This is a genomic window from Croceicoccus bisphenolivorans (genome assembly GCF_001634625.1).
Classification (GTDB): Bacteria; Pseudomonadota; Alphaproteobacteria; order Sphingomonadales; family Sphingomonadaceae; genus Croceicoccus; species Croceicoccus bisphenolivorans.
Map to the genome: position 1 here is coordinate 120783 of NZ_LRSE01000001.1, position 17335 is coordinate 138117.

18 protein-coding genes and 2 riboswitches are annotated in these 17335 nt (G+C 61.6%); of the genes, 5 read left to right on the forward strand and 13 right to left on the reverse strand.

The genetic code is table 11. The features are described 5' to 3' along the window. Window positions 1–38 precede the first annotated feature (38 nt). The 3 genes from A7A77_RS00600 (at window position 39) to A7A77_RS00610 (ending at window position 4062) form a co-directional block, all read left to right on the forward strand. Window positions 39–1289 carry an oligosaccharide flippase family protein gene (locus A7A77_RS00600; protein WP_066552150.1) on the forward strand — a complete coding sequence of 417 codons (1251 nt, stop codon included), beginning with the start codon at window positions 39–41 and terminating at the stop codon, window positions 1287–1289. Window positions 1290–1305: 16 nt separating this feature from the next. After that, window positions 1306–2430 (forward strand): glycosyltransferase family 4 protein, encoded by a 1125-nt coding sequence (locus tag A7A77_RS00605; RefSeq protein ID WP_156500284.1) that lies wholly within the window; start codon window positions 1306–1308, stop codon window positions 2428–2430. Between the two features lie 126 nt (window positions 2431–2556). Beyond that, a complete protein-coding gene (locus A7A77_RS00610; RefSeq protein WP_066552154.1) occupies window positions 2557–4062 on the forward strand; it encodes a TadA family conjugal transfer-associated ATPase in 1506 nt (501 codons plus the stop codon). A 16-nt stretch (window positions 4063–4078) separates the two neighbouring features. On the opposite strand, the gene A7A77_RS00615 is transcribed toward A7A77_RS00610, so the two are convergent. Beyond that, window positions 4079–4300, reverse strand: coding sequence for a hypothetical protein (locus tag A7A77_RS00615; RefSeq protein ID WP_066552156.1), 222 nt, complete (start codon window positions 4298–4300; stop codon window positions 4079–4081). Between the two features lie 69 nt (window positions 4301–4369). Between A7A77_RS00615 and A7A77_RS00620 the strand changes: the two genes are divergently transcribed. After that, window positions 4370–5293, forward strand: coding sequence for a DMT family transporter (locus A7A77_RS00620; RefSeq protein ID WP_066552158.1), 924 nt, complete (start codon window positions 4370–4372; stop codon window positions 5291–5293). A 78-nt stretch (window positions 5294–5371) separates the two neighbouring features. Then, on the forward strand, window positions 5372–5488 hold the full coding sequence (locus A7A77_RS00625) for an entericidin A/B family lipoprotein (protein WP_425388532.1): 117 nt from the start codon (window positions 5372–5374) through the stop codon (window positions 5486–5488). Between the two features lie 56 nt (window positions 5489–5544). Here the strand turns inward: A7A77_RS00625 and A7A77_RS00630 are convergent, their stop codons facing one another. From A7A77_RS00630 to A7A77_RS00685, 12 genes are all read right to left on the reverse strand, one after another. Continuing rightward, complete coding sequence (locus A7A77_RS00630) at window positions 5545–6189, reverse strand: DUF938 domain-containing protein (protein WP_066552166.1); 645 nt, start codon at window positions 6187–6189, stop codon at window positions 5545–5547. Next, window positions 6170–6649 (reverse strand): methyltransferase family protein, encoded by a 480-nt coding sequence (locus tag A7A77_RS00635; RefSeq protein WP_066552169.1) that lies wholly within the window; start codon window positions 6647–6649, stop codon window positions 6170–6172. Before A7A77_RS00635 ends, A7A77_RS00630 begins: the two co-directional genes overlap by 20 nt. Then, the gene (locus A7A77_RS00640) at window positions 6646–7644 is read right to left on the reverse strand and encodes a bile acid:sodium symporter family protein (protein WP_082835797.1); all 999 of its coding nucleotides are present in this window, start codon (window positions 7642–7644) and stop codon (window positions 6646–6648) included. The genes A7A77_RS00635 and A7A77_RS00640 overlap by 4 nt, the downstream gene beginning before the upstream one ends. Before the next feature lie 56 nt (window positions 7645–7700). Then, window positions 7701–9302, reverse strand: a complete 1602-nt coding sequence (gene gcvPB / locus A7A77_RS00645) for an aminomethyl-transferring glycine dehydrogenase subunit GcvPB (RefSeq protein ID WP_066552172.1) — start codon at window positions 9300–9302, stop codon at window positions 7701–7703. Next, on the reverse strand, window positions 9299–10657 hold the full coding sequence (gene gcvPA, locus A7A77_RS00650; protein WP_066552173.1) for an aminomethyl-transferring glycine dehydrogenase subunit GcvPA: 1359 nt from the start codon (window positions 10655–10657) through the stop codon (window positions 9299–9301). The genes gcvPB and gcvPA overlap by 4 nt, the downstream gene beginning before the upstream one ends. A gap of 10 nt (window positions 10658–10667) precedes the next feature. After that, window positions 10668–11414 (reverse strand): class I SAM-dependent methyltransferase, encoded by a 747-nt coding sequence (locus tag A7A77_RS00655; RefSeq protein WP_066552174.1) that lies wholly within the window; start codon window positions 11412–11414, stop codon window positions 10668–10670. Next, complete coding sequence (gene gcvH / locus A7A77_RS00660; protein ID WP_066552176.1) at window positions 11414–11785, reverse strand: glycine cleavage system protein GcvH; 372 nt, start codon at window positions 11783–11785, stop codon at window positions 11414–11416. Before gcvH ends, A7A77_RS00655 begins: the two co-directional genes overlap by 1 nt. A gap of 6 nt (window positions 11786–11791) precedes the next feature. Next, on the reverse strand, window positions 11792–12904 hold the full coding sequence (gene gcvT, locus A7A77_RS00665; RefSeq protein ID WP_066552522.1) for a glycine cleavage system aminomethyltransferase GcvT: 1113 nt from the start codon (window positions 12902–12904) through the stop codon (window positions 11792–11794). 94 nt (window positions 12905–12998) lie between these two features. Beyond that, window positions 12999–13110, reverse strand: a riboswitch (glycine riboswitch). Further along, window positions 13111–13216: riboswitch (glycine riboswitch) on the reverse strand. It abuts the riboswitch before it with no gap. Window positions 13217–13252: 36 nt separating this feature from the next. After that, window positions 13253–13981: an NAD(P)H-binding protein gene (locus tag A7A77_RS00670; RefSeq protein WP_066552178.1), complete on the reverse strand. Its 729-nt coding sequence runs from the start codon at window positions 13979–13981 to the stop codon at window positions 13253–13255. Continuing rightward, window positions 13974–15188 (reverse strand): deoxyguanosinetriphosphate triphosphohydrolase, encoded by a 1215-nt coding sequence (locus A7A77_RS00675; RefSeq protein ID WP_066552180.1) that lies wholly within the window; start codon window positions 15186–15188, stop codon window positions 13974–13976. The genes A7A77_RS00670 and A7A77_RS00675 overlap by 8 nt, the downstream gene beginning before the upstream one ends. Before the next feature lie 69 nt (window positions 15189–15257). Further along, on the reverse strand, window positions 15258–15953 hold the full coding sequence (locus A7A77_RS00680; RefSeq protein WP_066552524.1) for an aspartate/glutamate racemase family protein: 696 nt from the start codon (window positions 15951–15953) through the stop codon (window positions 15258–15260). Between the two features lie 106 nt (window positions 15954–16059). Beyond that, window positions 16060–17223 (reverse strand): S8 family serine peptidase, encoded by a 1164-nt coding sequence (locus A7A77_RS00685; RefSeq protein ID WP_066552182.1) that lies wholly within the window; start codon window positions 17221–17223, stop codon window positions 16060–16062. Window positions 17224–17335: the final 112 nt, after the last annotated feature.

Genomic DNA, 17335 nt, shown 5'->3' on the forward strand with positions numbered 1-17335 from the left:
CCCGGCAACTGCAGTCCGGTCCAATTGCCCAGCTTAGCATGTTGAGTTTACTGCTAAGGCTTTTCAGCATTGCAATAGTGTTTGCACTCTCCGTGGCCACTGCGCGACTGCTAGGTCCGAGGGGATACGGCGCGGTCGCTTGGGTGATTTCCGTTGCGCAGCTCATGGCCGTTCTTTCCACGTTCGGATTTGCGGCCCTTGCCGTCAAAGAGATTCCCAGTCGACTGTTGAAAAGCGACTATTCGGAACTTAGTTCCCACCTAACGACTGGGTTCAGAATTACGTTGTGGCTATCAATTACGGGCGCGATCGGATTTTTTCTAATACTGTCGCAACGCAACAACACGAATTTGACCGTAGGCGCCCTACTCACAATACCGCTTGCCTTTCTGTACCTGTTTCGGGGCTGGGCTCAAGGATTCAAAAGTGTACCCTTGGCCCAGATACCTGGGGAGATATGCAGGCCACTTTTGGTCATCACTTCCATAGCCCTTTTGTACTTCACTGGCGTATCCGTAAGTGAGCATTCTTTCCTTACAGCGTCGCTTTTTTCTTATAGTCTTGCAGCTTTAATCGCGTTTGCAACCATAAAATTCAAGGTTATCGATCCGCTTCCGAAGTCAGAACCCAAATTCAAGCCAGACTTCCATCAGTCTCTCCCCTTGCTCGGACTAGCTTTTGCTGCAGTTCTACAAGGTGAAATCAACACTCTAATGCTGGGATGGCTTGCAGGATCAGAAGAGACGGGTCTTTTCCAGCCTGTGGCCCGCATCGCCCCTCTCATGCTTTTGGCTGTAGAAGCCACCAGTATGGCCTACGCTCCTCGAGTTGCGGAATTGTGGAGGGGCGGTGACCGAGACAGAATCCAGAATCTTACAACGAAATTCTCACGAACGACTGCCGGGTTAACAATTCTTTTCGGGCTGGCCGTCCTTGTCATGAGTAAACAATTGATGGCGGTTTTCGGCCGCGAATTCGTAACAGTAAGCGGCATAATCTGGGTTGTCGTAGCGGCCCAAGTTTTGAATGCATGCTGCGGCCCGGTAGGCGCTCTCCTCACAATGACCGGGCATTCAAAGCTTGCACTTGCCGGTCAATGTGCCGGATTGATCACTAATGCTGGGCTTGCCTATTTTCTGGTTCCCACGCATGGGGCAATCGGGGCGTGCCTATCGATGGCTGGAGGGATCATCGTTTGGAATCTTGCTATGCTGGCGGCTGTGTCAGCGAAGTTGCAGGTCGATCCGACGATTTTCGGCATTAGTCAAAAATCGCGCAGTGCTGTTTGAAGAGGGCCGTCACCTGATGAAGTTCCCAGGTCTGCGCGTCCTGCTGGCGGCACACTCCATGAAGGAGTTGACTGGCAGTGAGATACACTGCCTCCAGCTCGGGTCCTATTTTGCATCTCAAGGTGCAAACGTGACTTTCCTCGCGCTTGAGCAAGGCAACCCAATGACAAGCGAAATCGAAAAATTGGGCTCGAGAGTCATTGGTCCCAGTGAAGTCGGCAAAGAAAATTACGATCTAGTTTGGACCCATCACGATACGATCTTCGCCTGGGTCCACGCGATATTGCGAACTCGAGCTAAGCGACACATTCACGGCCTGCTTTCCATGCAACAAAAGATTGAGCGGGTTCCGCCTATTCCATATCCTCTCACGCAAGATACACTTCGACTGGTGGCCAACTCTCTGGAAACGCGGGATATTGCTGCACGGCGCAGTCACCGTGATGACATAGACATCATGCCGAACTTCATTCCCACAGCATTTTTAGAAAAAGTCCGGTTGGACTTGCCTGAAAAACTCGAAAATCTGGCCATTGTATCGAATCATCCCCCAGCTGAGTTGTTAAACCTTGTACCCATAATGGAAGAAATGGGTGTTAAAGTGACGATCTTTGGTCACGGATATCGATATATTCCAATCGACCACGAAACGCTGATTTCCTTCGACACTGTCGTCACTATCGGCAAAACCGTCCAGTATTGTCTAGCCCAATCAATACCGGTTTTCATTTACGACCGGTTCGGTGGTCCGGGCTTCATTGATGTCGAAGGGTTTCGAAAGCACGAAGATAGTAACTTTTCGGGCAGATCAGATCCCCGGCGGCGCAATGCGCAAGATTTGGCGAAAGAGATTGTCGACGGCTACGCCAACGCCGCAGAGCAAGCAATTATCCTGCGACAAAAGAATGCTGGAAGGTTCGCCATAGATCGCTGCGTCGACGATGTGATCGGAACCTTTGGGCAATCTCGATTGCCCACCCTGACAGTAACCGAACAAATCAGCACCTTGTTCAAATACACGATCCTCAGGCCAAAGGTATTGGTCCGCGCAATCGCGCCAAGACTGGTGAGGCAGTTGACCCAAGCCAGCGATCGACTTTCAGCTGACACCATCGCTCGACTGAAAAAACCCCGAAATTGAAGAACTGCAATCTGAACATGGTATGCTGACCAATCAGCCTTTTACGACTTATTCACCAAATTCCGCCACAAAGATGCCGATTGCCTCAAGATGCCTGTCGGGCGTCGAGACAAAGCGGAGTTTCTGATGAACGCATTCGGCCGTCGCAATGGTATGAGTGGATCGGGGCAATCGCGCCCTGCTTTCGGCGTCGCCCGGCCCATGAAGGGGGCGGAACCGCTGCGTACGCAGCCGCCTATGCCGCCGCCGATGGACGACGATCACTTTCCGGCGCCGCCGATCAACGTCAGTAGCCCCGAGGACGAGGCGCTCGCCAAGCTGGCGGAACGCGCCACGGCCCACCATTCTGGCGAAGCTGTGGTCGAAGGGTTCGAGGCCAGCGTCCATCGCATCAAGGAACAGGTGCTGCCGCGGCTGCTCGAACGGGTCGATCCCGAGGCCGCGGCAACGCTGACCAAGGACGAACTGTCCGAGGAATTTCGCCCGATCATCCTGGAGGTTCTGGCAGAACTGAAGATCACGCTGAACCGGCGTGAACAGTTCGCGCTGGAAAAGGTGCTGGTCGACGAACTGCTGGGCTTCGGCCCGCTGGAAGAGCTGCTTGGCGATGCCGACGTGACCGACATCATGGTCAACGGTCCGAACCAGACCTACATCGAACGCAAGGGCAAGCTGGAACTTGCCAAGATCAAGTTCCGCGACGAAAGCCACCTCTTCCAGATCGCGCAGCGCATCGTGAACCAGGTCGGCCGCCGCGTCGACCAGACCACGCCGCTGGCCGACGCCCGTTTGAAAGACGGTTCGCGTGTGAACGTGATCGTCCCGCCGCTCAGCCTCAAGGGCACGGCGATCTCGATTCGTAAGTTCTCCGAAAAGCCGATCACCATCGACATGCTTCGCGACTTCGGGTCGATGAGCGACAAGATGGCGACCTGCCTGAAGATCGCGGGCGCAAGCCGGATGAACATCGTCATATCGGGCGGTACCGGTTCGGGTAAGACGACGATGCTCAACGCCCTGTCGAAAATGATCGATCCGGGTGAGCGCGTGCTGACGATCGAAGATGCGGCCGAACTTCGCCTGCAACAGCCGCACTGGCTGCCGCTGGAAACCCGCCCCCCGAACCTTGAAGGCCAGGGCGCGATCACCATCGGCGATCTTGTGAAGAACGCCCTGCGTATGCGCCCTGACCGCATCATCCTGGGCGAAATTCGCGGCGCGGAATGTTTCGACCTTCTTGCCGCCATGAACACCGGCCACGACGGTTCGATGTGTACGCTTCACGCCAACAGCCCGCGCGAATGCCTGGGCCGTATGGAAAACATGATCCTGATGGGCGACATCAAGATCCCGAAGGAAGCGATTTCGAAGCAGATCGCCGACTCGGTAGACCTGATCGTTCAGGTGAAGCGCCTTCGCGACGGTTCGCGCCGCACCACCAACATCACCGAAGTGATCGGCATGGAAGGCGACGTCATTATCACGCAGGAACTGTTCAGCTACGAATACTTGTCCGAAGGTGACGATGGCATGATAATCGGCGAACACCGTCCGTCGGGCCTGCGCCCCTACACCCTCGAAAAGGCGCGCCAGTTCGGTTTCGACAAGGCTTACCTGCAGGCTTGCCTCTAAAGTATCTCTCCCCCGCTCAAACGGGGGAGAGCCACGCCATCAGCGCAAAGAATCCGGCAATTCCCGCCGCGAACAATGCGGTAAGGAAGATCGGCGTCCACGGCATGCAACCGACAGCATCGGCCTGCGCCCGGCGTGCACGGCGAAAGTCGCCGAGCAGGGCGATGGCGGCAATGGCAAGGGCCGTGCCGGCCAGAGCCGCCCAGAACGCGGCATTGCTGTCGAACAGTTCCATCATGTCCGGTAGAATCGCCTCACCATGTCTTAACGCTTGATGCGGGGTGACGGTAAGGCCCATAGGCCGCCTATGCCGCAAAGCACAATTCCCCATACCGACAAGCCGCGACAGCGGCCCGGCCTGGCCCTGATCGTGCGGCTGTTTGCCGTTCTGGGGTGGGCCACCATGGTCATGCTGATCAAGTTGGCGAGCGAACGAAACGTCGACCTGCCACAGATGCTTTTCGTCAGGCAGGCGGTGACGATACCGATCCTGCTCGGCTGGATGGCGATGCGCGGCAATCTTGGGGCCATGCGAACCAAACGCCTCAAAAGCCATGCAAGCCGCGCACTTGCCGGCACGATCGGGATGGTGTTCAACTTCGCCTCTCCCATGCTCCTGCCGCTCGCAGTTGCGGCCACGTTCGGCTTCACGACGCCGCTGTTCGCGGTCGTACTGGCCTTCGCGGTTTTGCGAGAGCACGTCGGCCTATGGCGCTGGACGGCCACTTTCATCGGCTTTCTGGGAATTCTGGTTGTGATGAACCCGTTCGAGTTCGCCATATCGCCGTTGGGCACAGCGGTGGGCATCTGCGCTGCGTTCATGGTGGCGCTGATCTCGATCCAGATTCGCGACCTGTCCCAGACCGAGGATCCGATCGCCATTGTCACCTGGTTCGCGATATTTTCCAGCCCGGTACTGCTCATGGCCAGTTTCTTCACTTCGTGGGATCTCGGTGCGGTCGATTGGCTGATCCTGCTGAGCATCGGGCTGACGGGTACGGTCAGCCAGATCATGATCACCGTTTCGCTCCGCCTGGGCAGCGTGTCCAGCGTCATCGTCATGGATTATTCCATGCTGCTATGGGCAACGTTTTACGGCTGGTTCGTGTTCGGCGCGTTCCCGCCGTTCACACTCTGGTTGGGGGCACCGCTAATCATTGCGGCCGGGGCGATTATCGTGTGGCGCGAGCGGGTTCTGGCCAAGGAAAACGCATCGCGAGCGATGGTGTGACGGAACCGGTTCCGGTGACGGGCGTTCTTGTGGGCAAATTGTTATCGAAAGGAAGTGCCCATGATCCGTCGCATTGTCATGGCCGCCGCGCTCGGCAGCCTCGCTCTTTCCGCCGCTGCTTGCAACACCGTCAAGGGCCTTGGCCAGGACGTGGAATCGGTCGGTGAAGCCGGTGACGAAGCGATCAACGGCTGATCGCTGATCCACCAAGTTAAAAAGGGGCCTGCCGGAGCGTTTCGGCAGGCCCTTTTCTATTTCCGGCGATAGACCAGCAGCAGGTTATTCGCGGGCATGGCGACCCGCGCTTGCCGGGACAGCCCGTTGGCCAGAGCAAGATCGTCGAGAGCGGCAACATCGCGCAGACCCCACAGCCGGTTTCGCGCTTTCAGGTTCTCATCGAAAGCAAGGTTCGACGGTGAGGTCGGGACATCGGCCTCAATAAACGGACCATAGATGACCATCGGACAGCCCCGCGCAAGCACACGCCCCGCCCCTCCGAACAAACCCTCTGTCGCCTCCCAGGGCGCTATGTGCGTCATGTTCGCACAGAAGATCGCGTCGGCTTGGCCGACAGGCCAATCGGTGTCGGTCAGATCCAACCGCAGGGGCGGCAACACGTTGGATCGGCCATTTTCAGCACGCCATGCAGCGATGGATGCAAGCGCTGCATCGGACATGTCGGTCGGCCGCCAGTCCAGCGTCGGAAACTGACCCGCAAGATAGACGGCGTGCTCCCCGCTCCCACTCGCGATTTCGAGGATCAGGCCACGGTCGGGCAGGATCGTGCGCAGCTGTTCGGCAATCGGCTCCCGATTGCGCAAGGTTGCGGGAGCATGCTGCCTCTCCGCCGAAGCGGCGAGTTCGAAAGGTTGGGGATCAGATCCAGCGTCGGACACTGTTGCAATAATCCTCGTATGCCTGCCCGAATGTGCGCGACAGATAGGCTTCTTCCCGGCGGATGACCTGCGTCTGGATGGCAATGATCGACAGCGGCAAGGTCAACAGACTACCCAAACTGTTCGTGGCAACCGCGATGCCGAAGGCCAGCAGCGCCATGCCCAGATACATCGGATTTCGCGACAGGCGATAGATACCCTCTGCCACGAAAGCGGTGTCGCGCTTCCACGGCTCCGGCGGATTGCCCGACTGCCGGAACCGCAGCAGCGCCATCGCGATCACCGCGAGGCCCGAAACGATGGCGACAGCGCCGAGCAACCAGCGAAGCATGGCCGGTATCGCGGGGTTCAGGCCGAACAGATCGTCGACAAGCCACCCGATCAGCAGGAAGCCGATGAAAACCAGCGGGGGCGGAAAGCGCACCTTGGCACTATCCTCGTCGATGCTGAACAGGCTCATGATGCGGGTACTACCTTGTCGAAAAATCGCGGTGTGGCCTCCCGTCGCCAGAACGCGGCCAGCAGGCTGCCGATAACGACGTGATAGACCGCCGAAATCGCGGCAGGCACTGGCGCAAGAGCCGCCTGCATCGGATCGACGAACTGCCGCGCGAAAGCGGGAGTAGAGGCAAGGCTGGCGCCAAGGCCGGAATTCTGCATCCCAACCTCGATCGAGATCGTGCGCACGTCATCGCGCGCAAAGCCGAGGATACGGGCGATCAGCCAGCCCAGCGCGAAACCCAGGGCATGCAATGCGAACAGGGCGACGAGAAGCACGCCCGCGTTTGCCTCGATCAGCGGTTTCGAACTGGCGACGATGGCCGCCACGATCAGCACGACGAATACGATGGAGACGATCGGCGCGACCGGCACGATCGTGCGCGTCAGGCGCGGCAGATAACGTGCCATGGCAACGCCCAGAACCACGGGCACCATCACCACCAAAACCATGTCGACGAACAGGTTCCAGCGATCGATTTCGATATAGACGCCCGCCAGCCAACCGGTGAGAAGCGGCGTCAGGACGATCGCGGCAAGCGTGGAAGCCATCGTCATGGAAACCGAAAGCGCGACATTGGCCCGCGCCATATAGGCGATGACATTGCTCGCCGTACCGCCGGGGCAACAAGCGACGAGAATGATGCCGACCGCAAGGCCGTTGGCCAGCCCGAACAGCCCCGCCAGCACCGCGCCGGACAGCGGCATGACGGTAAACTGCAGCACCACGCCCGCGATCACCGCACGCGGCATTTTCGCCACGCGGCGAAAATCGTCCACCGTCAACGTCAGTCCCATGCCCAGCATGATCACGCCAAGCATGACCGGGATCAGCGGCTGACCGAGCGGACGGATCGTGCCATTGATTACCCACGCGAAATCGGCCGGAGAGAACCATGCCCAGGCAACGCCCAGCACGGTCCACACCGCAAACAGGTTCGTAATCCGCTGAATCAAGTTCCGCTCCTCTTCGCGCGGCTTATGCCAAGCCTCGCAGATCGCGGCAAATGCTGTCAGCTACCACCGATCTCCGAAAGCGAAGGTGTGCCGGGCGGCACGCCTTCACCCTTGTAAGTCAGTACCGGCTTGCGCGCAGCGCGCGTTTCGTCGAGCCGGCGGCGCGGCGCGTAGTGCGGCGCGCTCTTCAGGCTTTCGTCCTCGGCCTTGGCGCGGGCCGTCAGGCTCTTCATCGAAGCGATGAATCGGTCGAGCCCGGCCTTGCTCTCGGTCTCGGTCGGTTCGACCAGCATCGCGCCGTGAACGACGAGCGGGAAATAGACCGTCATCGGGTGGAAACCCTCGTCGATCAGGCCCTTCGCGATGTCGAGCGTGGAGAAGCCCTCGGGCAGGTTCTCGTCGCTGAACAAAGCCTCGTGCATGCACGGACCGGCTTCGCCGAACGGCGCGTCGAGATCGCCTTCAAGGCTGCGCAGGACATAGTTCGCGTTCAGCACCGCGTCTTCCGCCACCTGGCGAAGGCCGTCGACGCCGTGGCTGAGCATGTAGGTCAGCGCGCGGGTAAACATGCCCATCTGACCGTGGAACGCGGTCATGCGGCCAAAGGTCTGCGGCAGGTGATCCTTCGCACCGCGCTCTTCCACCATGCGCAAACGGCCCTTTTCATCGCGGCGGACGAAGGGGATCGGCGCGAATGGCGCGAGCAGTTCGGACAGGACGACCGGTCCCGAACCCGGACCGCCGCCGCCGTGCGGGGTGGAGAACGTCTTGTGCAGGTTGATATGCATCGCATCGACGCCAAGGTCGCCGGGGCGCACTTTGCCGACGATGGCGTTGAAGTTCGCACCGTCGCAATACACCAGCCCGCCCACGGCATGGACCGCGTCGGAAATGGCTTTCATGTCGCGTTCGAACAGGCCGCAGGTGTTGGGGTTCGTGATCATCACGCCCGCAACGTCGGGACCAAGCCGGTCCTTCAGCGCCTGAAGATCGACACGACCGTCCTTCGTCGCCGGAATGTTCTCGACCCTGTAGCCAGCGAATGCCGCCGTTGCCGGATTGGTGCCATGCGCGGATTCGGGGACGAGGATCACCTCGCGAGCATCGCCCCGTGCTTCCAGCGCGGCGCGGATCGCAAGGATGCCGCAAAGCTCGCCATGCGCGCCCGCCTTCGGGCTCATCGCGACAGCTTCCATACCGGTCAGCTTGCAAAGCCAGTCGGCCAGCTGCTCGATCACTTCGTAGGCGCCCTGCACCGTGTCCATCGGCTGGAGCGGGTGGATATCGGCAAAACCGGGCAGACGGGCCATCGCCTCGTTCAGACGCGGGTTGTGCTTCATCGTGCACGAACCCAGCGGGAACGGGCCGAGGTCAATCGCATAGTTCTGACGCGACAGGCGCGTGTAATGGCGCACCGCTTCCGGTTCGGTCAGCGCGGGAAGATCGACCGGTGCCTTGCGCGCGAACTTTGCCAGCGCGGGGCTTACATCGCCCGGCTCCTCGTCGAAATCGACGCCACACTTTCCGGTACCGCCCAGTTCGAAGATCAACGCCTCTTCCAGCGCAAGGCCTGCATCGCCGCTTGCGGTCCTGGCTACGGGGCCGGCGCCAGCTTCGCCCATCTCGGGCTTCCATCCACTCTTGTTCGGGGCGTTCATGCGAGTTCCTCCGCAAGAGCGGCAACGAGGGCGTCGACATCCTCGTCGCTACAGGTTTCAGTGACGCAGACGACCAGCCCTTCGGACAAGTCGAGCGAGTCGGGATAGAGGCGGCTCAAGGCCACGCCCGACAGGATGCCGCGCTTCGCCATGCGCAGCGCAACTTCGCGTGCGTCATGGCCGACAAGGCGCAGTGTGAACTCGTTAAAGAACCCGCCCTCGTTGACCAGTTCGACCCCGTCGATCGCGGCCAGCTTGCCTGCTGCCTTGACTGCGCGGGCGTGGTTGATGCGCGACAGCTTGTCGAGCCCTTCACCGCCCAGCAGCGTCATGTGGATCGAGAACGCCAACGCGCAGAGGCCGGAGTTCGTGCAGATGTTGCTTGTCGCCTTTTCGCGGCGGATATGCTGCTCGCGGGTAGAGAGCGTCAGCACGAAACCGCGCTTGCCGTCGGCGTCCACGGTCTCACCGCACAGGCGGCCCGGCATCTGGCGCGTGTACTTTTCACGAGCACCGAACAAGCCGAGGTACGGCCCGCCGAAGTTGAGCCCGACGCCCAGCGACTGCCCCTCGCCCACGACGATGTCCGCGCCGAGCGAACCGGGGCTTTCGAGCAGGCCCAGCGCGACCGGCTCGGTCACGACGGCGACCAGCAGCGCGCCCTTGCCGTGCGCGGCGTCGGCAATTTTCGCCAGATCGGGGATACGGCCAAGGATATCGGGATACTGGACGACGACGCACGAGGTCTTGTCATCGATCATGTCGATCATCGCGTCGTCACCGGCATCGGCGATCAGCGCGGGCGAAAGCTCGCGGATCTCGTCCTTGGTGAACTTCGCCATCGTCTTCGCGGTCGACAGGTAGTGCGGGTGGATCGGGCCGATCACCACGCCGTCGCGGCGCGTGATGCGCGCGGCCATCGCGATCGCTTCCCAGCACGCGGTCGACCCATCGTACATCGAGGCATTGGCGATATCGGTGCCGAACAGGCGCGCGACCTGCGTCTGGAACTCGAACAGGACCTGCAGCGTGCCTTGCGCAATTTCGGGCTGATAGGGCGTGTAGGCGGTCAGGAACTCGCCCCGCTGGATCAGGTGATCGACGCTGGCAGGGACATGGTGGCGATAGGCACCCGCGCCCAGAAAGAAGGGAGCGTCAGCCGCCGACAGGTTTTTGGCCGCCAGCTTCTTCATGTGCCGCTCCACCGCCATTTCGCTGGCGTGGGCGGGCAGCCCTGCGATCTCGGCGTTGAGGACGCCTTCGGGCACATCGCGGAACAGGTCATCGACCGTGTCGGCGCCGATCGTGGCCAGCATCTCGCTGCGGTCGGTGGGAGTGAGAGGGAGATATCGCATTTTCGCTGGCTCAGTCCTTGAAGGCGAGGAAACGCAGGCGAACGTAATAGGCAGTCCAGTTGCCGTCCGGGTCCTGCAATTGCGGGGCGAGCAGGCGGACGGTCTCGGCGATCATCGCCTCGCCGTCCTGCTGATCGAAGAAACCGTGGCGGAAAGTATTGAGCCACGCGGCCATGCCATCGGCCAGAGGCGTTGGGCGCGGCACAAGGGCGATGGCATCGACGCGGAAACCGGCCGCTTCGAGTTCGCGACTGGCGCGGACCACGCTGGGATAGTTCTGGCGGTCGACCGGGTCCTGACCGTGCCTTTCGGCCACAGCGCGGATCGCGGTGCGGATGGCGGCGATATTGCCGAAGCCGCCGCATTCGCAGGCAAAGCGCCCACCGGGCTTCAGCGCGCGATAGACACCCGCATAGACCGCCGGATGATCGGGCATCCAGTGCAGCGCCGCGTTCGAGAAGACGGCATCGAATTCGCCATCGTAATCGAGCGCCTGTCCGTCGCCCTGCCGCACGGTCAGCCCGCGCGCGCGCGCGCCATCCAGCAAGCCCGCATCGGCGTCATAGCCGAGCACTTCGGCTCCGCTTTGCGCAATCCGCGCGGTCAGCACCCCGTCGCCGCAGCCGAGGTCGAGGATACGTTCCCCTTCCCTCGGCCCCAACAGGTCGAGCACGGCCTGCCCTAGCGCCGGAACGAACGAACCCGTCGTCCCGTACGCTTTGGCATCCCATGCCTGCGGGGTGCCGGTCACGGCCATCAGAGGCTGTCGACGTATGCCTTGTAGGCGGCCTCGTCCATCAGGCCTTCCAGTTCGGAAGCGTCCGACAGCAGTACCTTGAACAGCCAGCCGTCGCTTTCAGGCTTGGTGTTCACCAGTTCCGGTTCATCGGCCAACGCGCCATTGGCTTCGCGCACTTCGCCCGAAACCGGGGTGTAGACGTCCGAAGCAGCCTTTACCGAATCGACGACCGACACGGAATCGCCCTTCGAAACGCTGTCGCCTTCGCCCGGAAGCTCGACGAACGTGATGTCGCCAAGCTGTTCCTGCGCGTAATCGGTGATGCCGACGGTGCCCATCGGGCCGTCGACCGAAATCCATTCGTGGTCCTTGGTGAAATAGGTCGTCATGTCGGATCAGGCCTTTTTCTTGCGAAAGTAACGATGGGGAACAAAGGGCATGTCGGTCACGGTCGCGTCCAGCATCTTGCTGCGGACCTCGATCTGCAGCTTCGTGCCGGGCGCGGTATATTCCACTTCGACGTAGCCCATAGCGATGGGGCCGCCCACGCTTGGCGCGAAGCCGCCGCTGGTGACCTGCCCTACCTGTTCGTTGCCTGCAAAGATCGCGGCACCTTCGCGCGCGGCCATGCGGCCCTCGATCGTCATGCCGACACGCTTCGTGTCCGCGCCGTTTGCCAGCAGGCCAAGGATACGTTCGGCGGCGGGAAAACCGCCCTCCTCGCGCCGGCGCTTGCTGATCGCAAAGCCGAGATCGGCGCTGACCGGATCTGTGTCTTCCGTGATGTCGTGGCCATAAAGCGGCAGACCCGCCTCAAGCCGCAGCGAATCGCGCGCGCCAAGCCCGATGGGCTTCACCTCGTCCAGCGCGCAAAGCGCGTCGGCCAGCGCGACGACATCTTCGGCGCGAACCGATATCTCGAAACCATCCTCGCCGGTGTAGCCGGAACGGCTGACGCCCAAGGGCACTTCCCCCCACATGAACGGCCCCGCCTGCATGAAGCCAAGATCGGTCAGTTCGGTCATATCGGGAAACGCCGGCGTCAGGCCCAGCTTTGCCAGCGCATCTGCCGCCTTCGGTCCCTGCAGCGCGAGCAGCGCATACTCATCAAGGTGGGTCAGCGTGATTTCATCCGGCAGGAATTCGCGCAAATGCCCGATATCGTCCCACTTCGTCGCGCCATTGACGACGAGGTAGTACGCGTCGCCACGATTGGTGACCATCAAGTCGTCGAGGATGCCGCCATGTTCGTCGAGAAGCAGGGTATAACGGATGCGGCCCGACTTCAGCGCCGAGAAATCCCCCGGCATCAGGGCCTCCAGCGCCTCGGCCGCGCCCTCGCCGCTTACTTCCAGCTGCCCCATGTGGGAAACATCGAAAAGCCCTGCGTTTTCGCGTGTCCAGGTATGTTCGGCAATGATGCCCTCATACTGGATCGGCATCGCATAGCCCGCAAACGGCACCATGCGCGCACCGTGTGTCCGGTGCCACGCATCGAGCGGCAGCATGTCCGACACTTCGGGAATTTCGGATTCGGTATCGCTCAAGTTCGGCACTCCGTACGCAAAAGTCGGCCTCAGGGGCTGCAGACGCGCAACCCTTGCGGCCCCCTCTGTCACGGAAACCTGAGAGCTTTCCCCCGTTCCCAAAAAAGGCGCGAGGTTACCCCTTCGGCGGCCACCACATGAGGGAGGCTCTTTCCAGAGTGTCGCTATCGACCGGCACGGTCCTTTGTGCCTGAGAGTTTCCGGGGCGGTTGCTCCTTCGGCGGCCTGCGATACGCCCGTGGCGAATCACCTGCTCTCTCCCGCGCGGTCAGCGACGTGCGAAACCTGTGTCTGTGTGCGCCTGCGAAGTCAATCGGCGAAGCTGGCTGCGGCGGGGACAATCCCGCGTTTGGCGCGGGCCATCACCGGCGCGCGCCAGATCGCGTCGTTGTCATGCACGAAGCGACCTTCCGCCTTCTGCCCCGAAAGCGCGAGCATGGCGCGCGCCACGTCCGTCGCCTTCACCGACCGGAAACGGCGGTACTGGCCGTGCAGCAGCAAGTCCGTTACCGGCGATGCCAAAATCGCGAACCGCTCGCCACTGCGCCGCTCGCCATCGCGGTGACCGCGCAGCAGGCCGGGCCGAAGGATATCGACGCGTTCGAAGTCGAGCTTCTTCAAAGCCTCCTCCACCTCGCCCTTTACACGCAGGTAGAACGCCTTGGCATGGGGATCGGCACCGACGGAGCTTACCGTGACCATCTGGCGCGTGCCCGCATGGGCTGCCGCCTTCGCGCATTGCAGGACAAGGCCGTAATCCACCGCGCGGAACGCCTGTTCGTCCTTGCCCGCCTGCTTCCATGTCGTGCCCAGCGCACAGGCCAGCACGTCGGGCTTCATGTCCGCGATTGCGCCGGGCCAGTTGGACGGTTCGGCAATGATCATTTCCATACGCGCGCCATCGGGCAGAGGAGCCTCGCGCCGGGACAGCGCGCTCAGGCGAATGTGGGGAAAGTCGCGGGCTTCGCCGATCAGACTCATGCCGACAAGGCCGGTCGCGCCGATCAGCACCATGCGCGTCGACCGTGCATCAGACATTGCTGAGTTCCTCTGGCGGCGGGCCGAAGATCTGCGTGTACTGGCGGATGGCATAACGGTCTGTCATGCCGGCGATGAAATCGGCGATATGCCGCGCACGCTCCGGCTCCCCCTGCGGCAGGGCCGACTGCCAGTCATCGGGAAGCAGGGCGGGATCGGCAGCATAGGCTCCGTGCAGTTTCTGCAGCAGTTCGACCGCCAGCTGGGCCGTCCGCTTCTGCGCCGGATGGTAATAGACATTGTCGTACATGAAGCGCTTCAGCACGCGCTCGGCCTGCTGCACCCCGCGCGAAAAGCCGGACAGCGCCATGTCCGCGCGGCGTACGTCCTGCGCCGTTTCCACGCCCTCGCTTGCGATGCGGCCCTTCGTTTCGGCAATCACGTCGTTCACCATCCAGCCGATCTGGCTGCGCACCAGTTCGCGCTGCAGCCTGTCTCGCGGCGTGCCGGGAAAGCGGCGTTCGATGGCGCGCCACTGGTCGGCGATGAAGTCCATGGCGAGGAGCTGGTCCAACTCGATGAAGCCAGCGCGCAGGCCATCCTCGATATCGTGATTGTCGTAGGCGATGTCGTCGGCAACCGCGGCAACTTGCGCCTCTATGCTTGGCCAGCGGCCGAGATCGAAGGGGAACGCGCGGTCCAGTTCCTCCAGCGCCCAGGGCAAAAGTTCGTCTGCGGCAACAGGCCCGTTGTGCTTGGCCAGCCCCTCCAACATTTCCCATGACAGGTTCAGCCCGTCATGCGTGCAATAGGGGCTTTCCAGCCGCATCAGCACGCGCAGGGTATGGGCATTGTGGTCGAACCCGCCCTGCCCCGTCAGCGCAGCGTCCAGCGCGTCCTCTCCGGCATGGCCGAAGGGGGCGTGGCCGATGTCGTGGGCCAGGCACAGCGCCTCGGTCAGATCCTCGTCCAATCCAAGCGATCGGGCGATGACGCGGCCGACTTGCGCGACTTCCAGGCTGTGCGTCAGGCGGGTGCGGTAATGGTCGCCATAGGGCGCGACAAAGACCTGCGCCTTGTGCTTCATACGGCGGAACGCAATCGAATGGATCACGCGGTCCCGGTCCCGCTGGAAAGCGCTGCGCGGGCCGCGTACACCGCCACCCGGTTCGCCGAATTCGCGTCCGCGGCTTAGCGACGGATCGCAGGCATAACCTGCCCGGCCGGTCCCCTCATCTCTGCGCACAGCCGTATCCAGCGTTTCCATGGCCGTGGCCCTGCCAGAAACGAAGCGCGGTTTGAAGAGGGGATAGGCCCGAAAAAAGCCGCCGGACGCCTATCCTTCGCCCAATATCCAGCGGGCGGCGGCCACGGCGTGTATCTCTGCCCCGTCAAAAATGGGAAGCACGTTGGCATCGGTGTGGACGATGAGGTTCAGTTCGGTGCAGGCCAGCACGACCGCCTCCGCTCCGTCCTTTTCAAGGTTGGTGATGATCGTGCGCAGTTCCCGCTCGCTCTGCCGGCGCACCTTGCCCAGCATCACCTCCTCGTAAACGATACGGTCTATCGTCTCCACGATGTCCATCTGGGGCGGCAGCAGTTCGATATCGCGCGCCAGCAGGCGGCGGCGATAGAATTCCTCCAGCATGACATTGCGGGTGCCAAGAATCGCGGCCTTCTTCGCGCCTGCGTCGATCATCGCATCGGCCACGCAATCGGCGATATGCAGGATCGGGATCGAGATCGCCTCGGCCACGCGGTCGACAATGCAATGCATGGAATTGGCCGCGATCACGATCGCTTCCGCACCCGCCGTTTCCAGCCTATTTGCCGATTCGCCGATCGCCTTGGCCGCCTTGTCCCAGTCCTCGCGAGTGGAAAGGCGATAAAGCGGCGCGAAATCGAGACTTTCTATCAGGAGCGGCGCCGAAGACTGCGGCCCCTTTGCCTTTTGCACGATACGATTGATGTCTTCGTAATAGCCGCGGGTGGAAACCCAGCTCATTCCACCGATCAGGCCCAGTTTACGCAAATGTCCGATTCCCTTGCTGTCGTTCGCAGTTGCACACTCTAGGTAAAAAAAGGGCGGCGCGTCCAGCGACACGCCGCTCCTTTCATCGCCCCAGTGGGCCTAACGGTCAGTGAACGCCGATGATATCCTTGTTGGTATCGGGATCGTCCGCAACTGTGCCGCCGGACTTGATCGGCCCCAGCATCAGGATGCCCGCCGCGTGCGGCGCAGCCATCGACGTGCCGGACAGCGTGGCATAGCCGCCATCCTTGTACGTGGAGTAGATCGAATAGCCCGGCTCCGCGAAATCGATCGGCGGATTGCCATAGTTGGAGAAGTAGGCCCACTTGTCGTCCACATCGATCGCGCTGATCGTGTAGATGTACGGCCCGTTGGCGCGTGCCGGTGAATGATTGTTCGCGTCGTCGCTTTCGTTACCGGCCGCAAGCGTGAAGAACACATGCTTGTTCAGATCGTTGCCATTCGCGTCGATACCGTTCGATGCATTGATGACCGCGTTGTCGATATCACTGTCGGCACCGCCGCCAAGGCTCATGTTCGCAACGTCGCCTGCAGCGGCATTCTTCGCGACATAATCGATGCCGGCCAGAACGTCGGACCATGATCCGCTGCCATTGCGGTCCAGCACGCGGACGGCGACGACCGTGGACCCGGGAGCAACACCAGCCATGCCCTTGCCGTTCTTTTTGGCCGCGATCGTCCCTGCGACGTGGGTGCCGTGGCCATTAAGGTCATCCGGCCCGGTGTCCTTACCCTTGGACACGAAGTTGACACTGCGTCCGGTATCCACGACCAGATCCGGGTGGTCGAGATCGACCCCGGTGTCGATGATCCACGCGGTCTTCGTGCTCATGTCGACACCCCCGTTCACACGCGTGATATCCCAGCGCACTTCCGAAGTGGGCGTGGGTGTCGGCGTTCCGCCAAACGGCGGCCCTTTTGTCGGCGACGGGCCGAGATCCACGACGCGATCGGCCTTGCAGCGTTCGATCCCGGGATTCTTCGCAACCATCTGCTGGACGCCGCGTTCGGACGCATAGACCGAAAAGCCGCGAGCCGCCGTCGTGTAGACATGCATGACCCGCCCGCCATTGGGGCGCGCTGCACCTTCGGCCGCCACGCGTGCAAGGCCCCTTGGCACGGCCTCCGGATGGAAGAAACAGATGTACTGGTTGGCGATGACGTCCCCGCGCTGTCCTTGCGCGGCAGCCGGCATGGCGAATGCGCTGACGCCCGCAAGCGCCGCGACGATCAGTCCCGTTTTTTGCATGACCCTAATCTCCCTTGGCGTTCCCGGTCCCGCGGGAACGGCAGGAAGACTACGCCTCTCAGCACGAGGCGCAATGCCATTTAGCATCTTCTGAAACCATCCGACGAGCGGC